This window comes from Bartonella sp. WD12.1 (assembly GCF_002022415.1).
GTDB lineage: Bacteria > Pseudomonadota > Alphaproteobacteria > Rhizobiales > Rhizobiaceae > Bartonella.
The window spans coordinates 1385731-1399627 of sequence record NZ_MUBG01000001.1; the positions used below are offsets into that span (position 1 = coordinate 1385731).

Here is a 13897-nt window from a genome sequence, read left to right on the forward strand (position 1 = left end):
TCTCAAATGAATCACCAACCACTCAAACCACAGCCCCTTCGGGGATCATCGATCACCTTAAACCATCACCCTTTAAACTACAATCACCCAACTCACCAACCTGCCTCATCAATCTACCAAGTTGCTAACCGCTCTTACAAACTTTTCTACCCAGAGCCTTTTCAACTTATCAACCCCCCAAATTACCAACCACTCAAACCACAGCCCCTTCGGGGATCATCGCCTCTCTCAAACCATTACCCTTTAAACTACAGACCACCCAACTCACCAACCTGCCTCATCAATCTACCAAGTTGCTAACCGCTCTTACAAACTTTTCTACCCAGAGCCTTTTCAACTTATCAACCCCCCAAATTACCAACCACTCAAACCACAGCCCCTTTGGGGGTCATCACCCCCTCAAACCATTACCCTCTAAACTACAATCACCCAACTCACCAACCTGCCTCATCAATCTACCAAATCGCCAACTGCTCTTACAAACTTTTCTACCCAGAGCCTTTTCAACTCATCACCCCCCAAATTACCAACCATTCAAACCACAGCCCCTTCGGGGGTCATCGCCCCCCTCAAACCATCATCGCTTTAAACTACAATCACCCAACTCACCAACCTGCCTCATCAATCTACCAAATCGCCAACTGCTCTTACAAACTTTTCTACCCAGAGCCTTTTCAACTCATCACCCCCCAAATTACCAACCATTCAAACCACAGCCCCTTCGGGGGTCATCGCCCCCCTCAAACCATCATCGCTTTAAACTACAATCACCCAACTCACCAACCTGCCTCATCAATCTACCAAATCGCCAACTGCTCTTACAAACTTTTCTACCCAGAGCCTTTTCAACTCATCACCCCCCAAATTACCAACCATTCAAACCACAGCCCCTTCGGGGTCATCGCCCCCCTCAAACCATCATCGCTTTAAACTACAATCACCCAACTCACCAACTTGCCCCCACCAATCTACCAAGTCACCAACTGCTTTTACAAACCTCGCTTCTCAAGACCATTCCTCACAAAGCTACCAATCTTCAGAAAAGACTAGTCTTTCGTATAAAGGCCTATTGATAAACAATTTTACCTCCACGCACAAAAATCCTGATCCCTATAGACAACTCATAAAGCAATACCCCAAACACCCTTCCATCTTTTCAAAACTTGTCTGCACACAAAAAAACCTACGCAATTAGCCAAAGACCTCTCACTTATTGTTAAAAAATCTCCGACTTAATTAGTAAAATCTCCTGCTTACCACTTTACTCAAATTTTAGAGGGAAGTTTTTTGCATCGAGTACTATTTACCCATTTCTAAGCATCTGGATTGTTCTTAGAATCACTCTTTGCTTTCACCTTCTTGTCATCACCTGCTTTTAGCGTACTTTTAGAAGTACCTTTAGAACTACGCGCTTTCTTTTCAGCAGCATCAGTTTTCTTCTCAGTAACATCAATTTTCTTTTCTGCAACATGAGATTTGGGTTTTTCTTTTCCACCCTTACCACCTGTCTTAGGCACAGATGAAGTACGGGCAGGCACATGATCATTGCCTTGGGTGCGTGAAGGTGGTTTGCCCGCAATCACTTCGTTAATTTCTGCACCAGTTAATGTCTCATATTCTAACAAGCCTTGGGCCAACGCGAACCACTGTTTCTTTTTTGTTGTAAGTATTTTTTTTGCACTTTTATAAGCATCATCAATGAGTCTGCGCACTTCCGTGTCGATCATACGTGCCGTTTCTTCAGAGATATTCTGCGTTCTTGCAACCGAATGACCTAAAAAAACTTCATCCTGATTATCACCATAAGCAACATTGCCAAGCATATCAGAAAATCCCCACCTTGTGATCATAGCACGCGCCAATTTTGTAGCTTGTTCAATATCAGAAGCCGCACCAGATGTGATATTTTCCTTTCCAAATTTTAATTCTTCGGCCACTCTTCCACCCATCATAATAGCCAAGCGTGAAATCATCCACCGATAGCTCATGGAATAACGATCGCCTTCAGGCAATTGCATAACCATCCCCAAAGCTCTTCCTCTTGGCACAATTGTTGCTTTGTGAACAGGATCGGCAACAGGCACATTTAAAGCCACAATAGCATGCCCCGCTTCGTGATAGGCGGTTAATTCTTTTTCCTCTTGTGTCATAGCGGTTGAACGGCGTTCAGCCCCCATCATGACTTTATCTTTTGCATCCTCAAACTCTTGCATTGTCACCACTCTTTTGTTGCGGCTTGCAGCCATTAAAGCAGCTTCATTAACAAGGTTCATCAGATCAGCACCGGAAAATCCCGGCGTTCCTCTTGCCAATACTTTCAAATCAACATTGGGCGCTAAAGGCACATTGCGCACATGAACTTTCAAGATCTGCTCACGCCCAGCAACATCAGGGTTTGGTACAACAACTTGTCGATCAAACCGCCCTGGTCTTAACAAAGCAGGGTCAAGCACATCTGGCCGGTTTGTTGCAGCAATTAAAATAATGCTTTCATTAGGTTCAAACCCATCCATTTCAACAAGCAACTGGTTTAATGTCTGCTCACGCTCGTCGTTTCCACCGCCAAGTCCTGCACCACGATGACGCCCAACCGCATCAATTTCATCAATAAAGATAATGCAAGGAGCATTTTTTTTAGCTTGTTCAAACATATCACGAACACGGCTTGCCCCAACCCCCACAAACATTTCCACAAAATCTGACCCTGAAATGGTAAAAAACGGAACATTAGCTTCCCCAGCAACAGAGCGTGCAAGCAAGGTCTTTCCAGTTCCTGGTGGCCCAACGAGTAAAACCCCACGGGGAATACGCCCGCCTAAACGTTGAAATTTTTGTGGATCACGTAGAAAATCGACAATTTCTTGCAAATCCTGCTTTGCTTCTTCAACACCAGCAACATCTTGAAAGGTGACCCGCCCATGCGCCTCACTTAGCAATTTTGCTTTTGATTTCCCAAACCCCATTGCACCACGTGATCCATTTTGCATTTGTCGCATAAAAAAGATCCACGCCCCAACGATAATAATAACAGGAAGAAGAGAGAATAATAAATTCAGAAAAATACTATTCCCAGAACTTTCAGGCACAGCCTTCACATTAACCTTCTTATTTTCCAATTTTTGTACCAAAGAGGGATCTCTTGGTGCATAAGTTGAAATGATTCGACGATCAGCCGTATGTCCTGTTAACTTTTGACCCTGGATGGTCACAGTTGTAAATTCGTTATTCTCGACTTTTTTTAAAAAATCAGAATAGGAAAGCTCACCATTCCCAGTCCGCTGGGTGCTTCCATTAAAAAAAGAAAATAACGCAATGAGTACTAAGGCAATGAGCCCCCAAATCATGAGGGAGCGGTAATTGGAATTCATATTCAGTCCATTTATCAGATATAAATTTTTATAGAATTATGAGTAACATATAATCTTGTCCACGCCTTGCCAAGATATGAATGAGATGTTTATCATTTTTTAAAACGATTTTTCTTCATCTTTTTCACATAATGTTTTCACGTAATGTTAAAAAAAGGTTCTACAGCATTAATAAGAGCAGCATCTTCGCACAATGATAGCCAATTAAAAGGTGCAAGAATGCGCTGCACAGTCACTTTATGGCAACAAGAGCGATGAGAAAGCTCTGGAATATCAATGCCTTTGGCACCTAAAACCAATGGAAGAGATTGCAACGAAGGAAAATGAGGTCGTTTACGATCAACCATAGCTTCAAAATCAACCATATCCCCAATCACCTCACCCTTCTTAATTATATGAGTATTGGAAAAATATTTTCCATACCTAAAAAACTGTTTTAAATGAACAAGATCAGCTGCACGCACTTTAAGGGCATCTCTCTCATGATTGGTGATCTGATAGCGCCCATCCCATAAAAGGGTTTGCCCAGGAAGGATGATTGCTTCTTGAATGTTTCGTGCTTCACGCCAAAAAGCAATTCCCTTTTGACTATATTCAATAAGAGACCCAGCCAAAGTAAAGCGCTTTTTTTCTAAAGAGTGGAGACACAATTTTTGATTAAGAGCATTCAATTTTTGAGATGCAAGCAAATAAGAACGGCCTCCCATTAACACAGCAAATAGCCCCACCACAAATGGAAAACCGGGATGACAGCGTAAAAAGGGCGCAGGCCTTTCAATAAAACATCGCCCATACTCAACAACAATATCTAAGGCTAGAATCAAATCAGCAATCATCTGTGCGTATTGACGTCGTTTTAACGCAGCTTCATTGACTTTTTGAGCAACTTCGAAAAAGCTTTTAAAGCGTATAGAATGGCGCACACGTACGCGTTCAAAACGCAAATCATCATTTGTCGGATCATCAATCCACGCTATTCCTCGCAAACGCAAATAAGCGTGCAATGTGTCGCGCTTAATGCCAAGAAGTGGGCGAATCAAACGCACTTTTCGGCGCAACAATGCTTCACGCGCAATACAAGACAAACCACGTTCAATCAATTCACCATTATCTTTTAAGACACCAACGTCTTTTAATGGGCTTGTTACACCCATCTCTTCCCATGTATTATTATAATCACCCCACCCCTCCTGTTGTGAAATACCCGCAACCTCAACCCCACACTGTGCATCAACAGCCCCATCATCACCCTGCTCTACACCAACACCCCCCCATCCTTTGATCTTAAAGCAAAAACCTCATCTCCCCACCCCTCCTGTTGTGAAATACCCGCAACCTCAACCCCACACTGTGCATCAACAGCCTCATCACCCTGCTCTACACGAACACCCCACCCATCCTTTGATCTTAAAGCAAAAGCCTCATCTCCCCGCCCCCCCTGTTGTGAAACACCCGCGACCTTAACCCCACACTGCGCATCAACAGCCTCATCACCCTGCTCTATACGAACAAAAACCCCACCCTTTGATCTTAAAGCAAAAGCCCCATCACCCCGCCCCTCCTGTTGTGAAACCGCTTTATCCTTTAAGACACGTTGGCAGCGCATATAATAGGTTTCGACCTGATCATTGAGGGTGTGCCCTGTCATAATGAGCTTTGCACCCTGTCTTTCAGCTTCTTGGAACAATAAATCATACCGTGCAACACGTGCTTTTTGAGAAATATCCGTCTTTGGCTTCGTGCCTTCCCACCGCACAATGACATGCTTAATCTGATAAGCGCGACAAATCTCTGCCACCTTCTGAGCCTCACATGCTGATTCTTCACGCAATTGATGATCAACCGTAACAACAATAATCTCAGGGGGAGAAAGCAGTGTCTTAAAATAATCTTTAAGCAAAAACAACAAAGCCAGCGAATCACCCCCACCAGAAGCTGCCACAATCAACTTCTGACAATGGGTAAAATCTGACTTCTTAAAAATTTTTGCTAATTGAATGAGCACTGAGAACGACTCTGTTCTTGTTTAAGACGTTTACAAAAAACGCACTCTAACGTTTGGTAGTGTTTTGGAATGTCAGCAAAAACATCACAAGCCGCTTTATTTTGACCAAGAGCAGCTACACTCATTGCTAATTTTAGCAAAATTTCAGAACCATATAAGGTATCTTTATACGTATACCATACATACAAATAAACCTGCGCGGCTTCATGATAGCGTTCTTGCCCAAGTAAAGATTCTGCCAACCAAAAAACAGCATCACCAACTAAAGGATCTTGCTTATAACGCTTTTGAAAAGCACAAAAAACTTTTTCAGCTTCAGCATAATCGGCAGAAAGAATAAAATCATAGCCCTTTTTATACAGTTTTTTAGGCAATAAGCGCTGATCTTCATCCCCATCCACCTGCTTGGCAGCACCATTCTTTTCACCCTCCTCCCCACGCAGTACATGCTCACCATGCCTTGCTTTTATGCCATTTTTACGCTCATCACCCATACCATCAACAGCACCACTCTTACCCCCTTTTTTACTGTGCTTTTTTTCCTGACTGTGCTCCTTATTGTGCTTGCCACCTTGAATCGCTTCATCTTGGCTTCCACCTTGCCCCTTAATCACCTGAGCTGTCTCCTCTAAATAAGGATTATTCGAAGGGCAATAATAACGAAAAGAGCCCTCTTGATTAAAAAGATCAAGCAAATGTTGTCGAAACAAACGCTCTTCTCTCTCTCCTCGTTTATCCCGCTCTAGCACCCCCTGTATCGCACGCAAAAGAAGATCCAAATCTTTGTCTTGAAGAAAAGTATCCTGCCGATCCACAGCCACCTTTTGCGCCGCATCTACACTGTAAACAAAAAGTGGGCCCATACTCGGGGGAAGAGATGGACCCACGTTTTGGGCAACCAATGTGCCCAAACTCTGATCAGAAGATGGACCCCTGCTCGGGGGGAGAGGCGGGTCCATACTATGGGCGGACGATATGCCCAGACTCTGACCAGAAAACGGGCCCACACTCGGGGGAAGAGTTGGACCCACGCTTTGGGCAACCAATGTGCCCAAACTCTGGTCAGAAGATGGACCCCTGCTCGGGGGGAGAGGCGGGTCCATACTGTGGGCGGACGATATGCCCAGACTCTGACCAGAAGACGGGTCCACACTCGGGGGAAGAGATGGACCCATACTTTGGGCACTCAATATGCCCAAATTGAGATCAGAAAATGGATCCATACTCGAAGGGGGGGAGATGGACCCACACTTTGGGCACCCAATGTACCCAAACTCTGATCAAAAGCCGAATCCATACTCTGGGGGAGAGATGGATCCATGCTGTGGGCAACCCATGCGCCCAAACTGTGACCATAATATGAATTTAAATCGCGATCAGAAAATTGAATAACATTTTGAGGTGTACTTTGAACAGGCCAAAAGAGACAAACCACCACAATTAATGTAAAAACGCAAGCATGCCAGAATGATAATTGATACAAAAAACTAGCTTTCCAGCTCTTTTTGCGCCCAGCATGCAAAATTTTTTCTCCCCTAAATAATTGTTAATGATCTCTAACAGACTGTTGATTTCACTTTTTAACTACCATCCACCCCGGCTTTAATCCACCGGTTACGGACATAACCCCTATTTGCGGAATCGATTGTCAAAACAACACGCCGATTTTGATTCCAACATGAAATATCATCACATACAGCAACAGGTCTTTCTTTTCCATAAGAAATTGTTTTCATCCGCTGTGAAGAAACACCAAGAGAAACGAGATAATCGCGAACAGCAATAGAACGGCGCTGCCCAAGGGCTAAGTTATATTCACGTGTTCCACGGTCATCAGCATGCCCTTCAACAGTAACAAAATAATGAGGATAACGCAATAACCACTCAGCTTGACGCTTCAAAACATGCTCAGCATCAGGCTCAATAGAAGAAGAATTAAGACTAAAGAAAACACGGTCTCCCACATTCACCGTAAAATCTTGTGTTGAACCACTTACAGCACTACTAAAATTTGCATTCCTCATAGAAGAATGCATACCACCAGTTTCATCCAAATTCTTTTTGGCACAACCAACAACACTCAACAAAACAAAAAAGACCACAATCAGTGGACGACAAAGTATGTTCTCAATAAACCCCATACGCTGATTCTCCTTAATAAAAAGCACCAAAGTTAAGGAATTTTAACACATTATCCCCTAAAAATTTTTATTACAAAAAAGTAAATATTTGACTTAAAACAACACTTTCTTTGTCATTTACATATCTTTTTCTTTTTTGCATTCTCTTCCTTTTCGCGGCCCTTTTCAAGTCTTCTCGCTCTGTTCTTTATTATTTTTGCGCAACCTTAGTGCTTTACCCCCTTAAAGTCCAAAGTCCTTTCAAGCTGTAAATATTCTACACGCTCACTTTAGCTATCTGAATGGCTTCTTAAAAGCATATTGAGCTTGGCAAAAATATTACAAGTTTTCGCCCACAATTGATTCACCCTTGATTCCCTTAAACATTGGCAATTAATTTCAACCTCACCAACATTTAAATCACCCTCGTTTGAGATACGCTATCATTTGAAATATGCTAATATGCTTTTATTTGAAATGCACGATCATGTGATAACCACCTCACTTGCAATTCACAATCACTTGAGATTTGCCAATTATTTGAGATGCAATTTTTTATCAAAATTTTCTTCTTAAACAAGAGAGATGCGAAATCCTAAAGCCCCTTTGCATAAGAATAAACCACTACCATTTTTAACGCTAAATAATACTAATGTTCATTATCAGAATGGTCCTTTTTAAGCGCATTTAGTTTGGCAAAAACCTTATCAGCATCAAAATTGTTGTCCACAATTGGTTCATCTTCAACATGAGCAGCCGATTGAGACTCACCATCACTAAGAACAAAATTTTCTGTCACCGATGCAGGAAGCAAAGTTTCACTTTTCTGTCGTGTAGGAAGAGGACGATTTTTTGCAGCCCGTTGGAGTTCAATATCCAAATCAATTTGCAAACACAAACCAAGCCCCACAGGGTCCAAAGGAACTAAATTAGCACTGTTCCAATGTGTCCGATTACGAATTTGCTCAATGGTTGTTTTTGTTGTTCCAATCAATCGTGAAATTTGCGCATCTTTTAACTCAGGGTGATTAAGTACTAACCATAAGATCCCATTGGGGCGATCTTGGCGTCGAGACAAAGGGATGTAGTGAGCACGCTTGCGTTTTGGTGTTGGAATACGCACTCTTGATTTGCAAACCTTTAAACGTGCTTTTGGATCAGCCTCCACACGAGCAATCTCATTGCGTGTCAATTGCCCAGAACTAATGGGATCAAGACCTCTAACCCCATGAGCAGATTCACCATCAGCAATGGCTTTTACTTCCAAAACATGCAACTGACAAAATTCTGCAATCTGATCAAAAGAAAGTGCCGTGTTATCAACCAACCACACAGCTGTCGCTTTGGGCATCAAAAGTTTTGTTGCCATCTTTATACTATCCTTTTGTTTGCTTTTTTTAAGACTAAAAGCAAGTTACTGCCCACTTTAGGAACTCTGGGCGTTTATCTCTGAAATGCATAATGGCTTATCACGGCTTCCAATGAAGAACCATAGAGTAAACCATTTTTCCACGAAATCTCCTCCTTTTTCATGAAACTACCCGTCTTTATAGCGTGATTTTTCTACCACGACAAGACACATGTCTTTGGATGATCATGGCAAGAGTGTATTTACCTTTTTCATGAATCTTCTTATAAGGTTTTTTTCAATTTGCGCACCCTAGTTGCAATACATATATTTTTGTTAGACAACATATATTATTTTGCTAAACAATATATTTTGCCAGACAACCTATAAGCGTATACTTTGCCAGACAAGGTGTGTGATCGTCCAAACTGAAAGGGAAGCCATGGCAGGCCACTCACAATTTAAAAATATTATGCACCGTAAAGGGCGTCAAGATGCGATACGCTCAAAAATGTTCTCTAAGCTTGCACGTGAAATTACAGTTGCAGCCAAACAAGGTGCTCCTGATCCGGCAATGAATCCGCGTTTAAGACTAGCTATCCAAAACGCTAAATCACAATCTATGCCCAAAGATAACATTGAACGCGCCATTAAAAAAGCCTCAGGCGGTGATGTCGAAAATTATGATGAAGTGCGCTATGAAGGCTATGGTCCAGGCGGTGTTGCAATCATTGTTGAAGCTTTAACCGATAACCGCAACCGCACCGCCTCTAACGTGCGTGCTGCCTTTACCAAATCCGGCGGTGCTTTAGGGGAAACAGGGTCTGTCAGTTTCATGTTCAACCGAATCGGTGAAATTATCTATAATCTTGAAGCAGGCACACCAGACACTATCATGGAAGCAGCCATTGAAGCTGGTGCTGAAGATGTTCAAACAGAAGAGACTGGCCACCACATTCTATGTGCCTTTGAAAATATTGGTGAAGTTTCAAAAATATTAGAAGCAACACTTGGTGAAGCGCAGTCCATTAAAACCGTTTGGAAAGCAACCACCCTTGCACCCGTGGATGAAGAAAAAGCTTTATCTATCTTACGCCTTCTCACCACATTAGAAGACGATGATGATGTGCAAAATGTTTATGCCAATTTTGATGTCAGTGATGAAATTTTAGCCAAGCTATCTCCATAAAACTGGCTCTAAATCATCACCTGCTCTACTACCACGAAGTTTGATTGAATGCGTCAAAGAGTATCTCTTTGAAAGCAGCAAGGGGCTTTTTTAATTTTTTTAGTTTTTTGTAATTTACACGCTTGAGCATTTTTAATTAAGCATTTCCAACGCATGCGTTGAGCATTCGGTACGCAAAACTCTTTCACCACACGCATATTCACCACATGCATAAAATGTTAATTGTCCATTCCCCCTTCAAACATCCACTCACCCCACGTGATTTCAATGCTCACAAATCGCCTCAAGCCTCATACGCCTGTGTTTTTGAAAGCTGAACTTTACGTCTGAAAGTTTGAATGCCCCCTCCTACAACATCACGCGCCAAATCCATTGCGCTCACATGAGCTCAATTCTCACATTGCAAACTTCAAAATACTATCTTTAATATTATCTTTAGAGATTGAATATTTTAGACACCGAGATTACCGAAGCGATTTTTAAATTTAGAAACACGACCACCACGATCGACCAATGTTTGAGAACCACCAGTCCACGCTGGGTGGGTTGTAGGGTCAATATCCAGAGAAAGGGTATCTCCCTCTTTTCCCCATGTTGAGCGCGTCTCATATTTAGTTCCATCAGTCATAACAACATAAATCATATGATAATCAGGATGAATATTCGGTTTCATACGGCATACTTTCGCTTTTACACAACGAAAAAGCGCTGTTTTGCTTTTTTTAAGTGCGCTCGCTTCGTCTTTTTGATACATTAATTGAATTAAGATTTTTATAACTGAGCGTACATAAAAAAACAAGTGTGCAAAGCTCATCAATCCATAAAGTCTTATAAGAATCTATAAAACTTTATAAGAAATCAAGATAAAAAGGAATAAGATGAACGAGCACCCCCCCACAACGTCATTAAATCACTCTGCCAAATCTACACAACCTCCTAAAAAAAGAGTTTCTTTTGCTTTACTTGCAACTTTTGCTCCTTATATTAAACGCAATCACTGGCTTGTTCTTTATTCCTTTGTAGCTTTATTTATTGCCGCTTCTGTCACATTGGCCTTGCCTCTTGCTATTCGTCAGATGCTTGACCACGGTTTTTCCGCTTCAAGTCACGGTAATATTAATTTTTATTTTGGCATTTTATTTGTATTAGCCTTACTTTTAGCACTTGCTTCAGCATGCCGTTATTATTGTGTCATCACATTGGGCGAGCGTATTGTTGCTGATTTACGCCGTGATCTTTTTGTCCATATCACACAGCTTTCACCTGCTTTTTTTGACCATTCTCGCTCTGGTGAGATTATGTCTAGGCTTTCCACAGACACAATACAAATTAAAACAGCTGTTGGGTCAACAACTTCAACAGCTTTGCGTCATCTCATTGTGGTAATTGGCGCAATTGTGATGATGGTCATCACCAATCTTAAACTATCTCTTCTTGTTGTGCTTGCCATTCCCCTTGTTGCCATTCCATTGATTATCTTAGGGCGTAAAGTTCGCCAACGCACACGCACTGCACAAGATTGTTTAGCAGATGCAAATGCTCTTGCCTCTGAACAGATAAACGCCATTCGAACTGTACAAGCCTTTACGTCTGAGAATTTTATTTCTGCTCGTTTCACATCTCTTATTGAACGCGCTTTTCAAACAGCGCAATTTTCTGTCGTTTTGCGCTCCTTTTTCACCGGCTGTGCAATTTTTCTTGTTTTTGGGAGCATTGTTGCCGTCTTATGGATTGGATCACGTGATGTTTTAAATGGCACCATGTCTGGCGGTACACTTGGTCAATTTGTACTCTATGCAATTTTTGGCGCCATGACCTTTGCACAATTATCCGAACTTGGAGCAGAATTAGTACAAGCAGCAGGTGCAACAGAACGAATTGCCGAATTGTTGCAAGAAAAACCAACCATCACAACACCAGATTCCCCTTTACCCTTAGCTCACCCCGTTCAAGGAGCTATTGTCTTTGATCAGATTGATTTCAACTACCCCTCCAGGCCCCAAGAAAAGGTCTTGCAAAATTTATTCTTTTCTATCAAACCCGGTGAAACTGTTGCTTTTGTAGGTTCCTCAGGGGCAGGAAAAAGTACTCTTTTTTCTCTCATTTTGCGTTTTTACGATCCCCTAAAAGGGAAAATCCAATTTGATGGCGTTGATCTTAACCGACTTTCTCTTTATGATCTACGCTCATCAATCGCTTATGTCCCGCAAGAGGTTGTTATTTTCGAAGGCACACTGCGCGAAAACATCATCTTTGGTACAAAAGATGCTGATGAAGCACAGGTCATTGCTGCAGCAAAAGCAGCAAATGCACTTGAATTTATCGAATCTCTTCCAGAAGGCTTTAACAGCCAGGTTGGAGAACGTGGAATCATGCTCTCCGGTGGGCAAAAACAACGTATCGGCATCGCACGGGCAATTTTAAGAAATGCCCCGCTATTGCTTCTTGATGAAGCCACATCAGCTTTAGATGCACATAACGAAAGGCTTGTGCAAGAAGCCTTGGAAGGGCTCATGCATAACCGAACAACATTGGTGATCGCACACCGTTTGGCAACAGTTTTAAAAGCAGACCGCATCCTCGTTCTCGACAAAGGAACTATCATTGAAGAAGGAACCCATTCCCAATTGATTGAGCAAAATGGGGTTTATGCACATTGGGCTCAACTGCAATTTTCACCAGACCAACAATCATAAAAGATTTGTAAAATATCCAGAACCTTAAAACACATCAAAACATAGCACTCAAATAATCTTAAAACATTTAGAGTGCTATCAACCATATCCCCCTCACCAGCCTATCAACATATCCATCACGAACTCTAAACATACCCCTCACAAACTCTCACTCACGCTGAAAACATATACCTCCTACCCTTACTCCTCACAAGCAAGTAGGCAAATCTCCTTCCTCATCACCAACTAACAACCACCCCCTCCACCAGCTTCAACCAGCGCTCATAACAGACAACCCCTGCCCTTGCTCCTCACAGGCCAGCGGGCAAGCCCCTTCCCCTTTCACCTTACCACTCACAGGCTTGATGTGCGTCTGATTACCAGTTATCGCCTAACTTTTCACACACCTTTTTTAAGGGTTTGACTTAATTGAGCGTGAATAAATTCATTACCAGCGATGATGTTTTTTATGCCAAACATAGCGTTCCCACCATTTTTATCACTGACAAAACCCCCTGCTTCACGAACGATGATGATTCCAGCAGCCATATCCCAAATTTGAAGATTATCTTCCCAGTATCCATCTGTTCTTCCAGCAGCCACATAAGCTAAATCAAGAGAAGCCGCACCAAAACGACGAACACCAGAAACTTCACTCATAACATTGCGCAATTCAACAAGGTAGTGTCCATGATTGCGACCTCCAAAATGGGGCATTCCTGTTGCAATCACGCATTCTCCCAATTTACGCCGTGCTGCCACACGGCAGCGCCGATCGTTTAAAAAAGCTCCACACCCGCGTTCAGCTGTAAAAAGCTCATCTAAAATAGGGTTATAAATTACGCCAGCAACGATCTGCCCTTGACGTTCCAAAGCAATAGAAACAGCAAAAAAAGGAATACCATGTAAGAAATTTGTTGTACCATCTAGAGGATCAACAATAAAACGATGCTGAGAATCTTCCCCAATAATTTCTTCTGACTCTTCCATCAGAAAACTAAATTTAGGCCGTGCCTTTATCAATTCAGTAAAAATAATTTTTTCAGCTTTGCGATCTGCCTGGCTCACATAATCAGCCGGCCCTTTTAAAGAAACCTGTAAGTTTTGAACCTCACCATAATCACGCACCAGAGAGCGGCCAGCCTTAAGGGCAGCTTGAACCATGATATTCATGATTGCAGAACGTGCCATA

9 protein-coding genes and 2 pseudogenes are annotated in these 13897 nt (G+C 42.3%); 3 read left to right on the forward strand and 8 right to left on the reverse strand.

The annotated features are described in order from the left end of the window. The first annotated feature begins 381 nt into the window (after window positions 1–381). Window positions 382–930: a hypothetical protein gene (locus BWD121_RS08260; protein ID WP_143245262.1), complete on the forward strand. Its 549-nt coding sequence runs from the start codon at window positions 382–384 to the stop codon at window positions 928–930. Window positions 931–1313: 383 nt separating this feature from the next. On the opposite strand, the gene ftsH is transcribed toward BWD121_RS08260, so the two are convergent. From ftsH to BWD121_RS06320, 6 genes and pseudogenes are all read right to left on the reverse strand, one after another. Next, entirely contained in the window at window positions 1314–3368 is a 2055-nt protein-coding gene (gene ftsH / locus BWD121_RS06290; RefSeq protein WP_078663807.1) for an ATP-dependent zinc metalloprotease FtsH, read from the reverse strand. Between the two features lie 137 nt (window positions 3369–3505). After that, a pseudogene (locus tag BWD121_RS06295) lies at window positions 3506–4474 on the reverse strand (ATP-binding protein); the annotation flags it as partial. 470 nt (window positions 4475–4944) lie between these two features. Further along, window positions 4945–5373 (reverse strand): annotated as a pseudogene (gene tilS / locus BWD121_RS08530) (tRNA lysidine(34) synthetase TilS); the annotation flags it as partial. Continuing rightward, window positions 5358–6194 carry a hypothetical protein gene (locus BWD121_RS06305; protein WP_143245263.1) on the reverse strand — a complete coding sequence of 279 codons (837 nt, stop codon included), beginning with the start codon at window positions 6192–6194 and terminating at the stop codon, window positions 5358–5360. The gene BWD121_RS06305 and the pseudogene tilS, both read right to left, overlap by 16 nt. Before the next feature lie 759 nt (window positions 6195–6953). Next, window positions 6954–7514 (reverse strand): peptidoglycan-associated lipoprotein Pal, encoded by a 561-nt coding sequence (pal, locus tag BWD121_RS06315; protein ID WP_078663812.1) that lies wholly within the window; start codon window positions 7512–7514, stop codon window positions 6954–6956. 628 nt (window positions 7515–8142) lie between these two features. Then, entirely contained in the window at window positions 8143–8862 is a 720-nt protein-coding gene (locus BWD121_RS06320; RefSeq protein ID WP_078663813.1) for a cell cycle transcriptional regulator TrcR, read from the reverse strand. Between the two features lie 421 nt (window positions 8863–9283). On the opposite strand from BWD121_RS06320, the gene BWD121_RS06325 reads away from it, so the two are divergent. After that, window positions 9284–10030 (forward strand): YebC/PmpR family DNA-binding transcriptional regulator, encoded by a 747-nt coding sequence (locus BWD121_RS06325; RefSeq protein WP_078663814.1) that lies wholly within the window; start codon window positions 9284–9286, stop codon window positions 10028–10030. Window positions 10031–10481: 451 nt separating this feature from the next. Here the strand turns inward: BWD121_RS06325 and rpmE are convergent, their stop codons facing one another. Continuing rightward, window positions 10482–10703, reverse strand: a complete 222-nt coding sequence (gene rpmE / locus BWD121_RS06330; RefSeq protein ID WP_078664090.1) for a 50S ribosomal protein L31 — start codon at window positions 10701–10703, stop codon at window positions 10482–10484. 205 nt (window positions 10704–10908) lie between these two features. Here rpmE and BWD121_RS06335 point away from each other — a divergent pair, with 205 nt between their 5' ends. Then, a complete protein-coding gene (locus BWD121_RS06335) occupies window positions 10909–12726 on the forward strand; it encodes an ABC transporter transmembrane domain-containing protein (RefSeq protein ID WP_078663815.1) in 1818 nt (605 codons plus the stop codon). A 378-nt stretch (window positions 12727–13104) separates the two neighbouring features. Here the strand turns inward: BWD121_RS06335 and BWD121_RS06340 are convergent, their stop codons facing one another. After that, a complete protein-coding gene (locus BWD121_RS06340; protein ID WP_078663816.1) occupies window positions 13105–13896 on the reverse strand; it encodes an inositol monophosphatase family protein in 792 nt (263 codons plus the stop codon). Window position 13897: the final 1 nt, after the last annotated feature.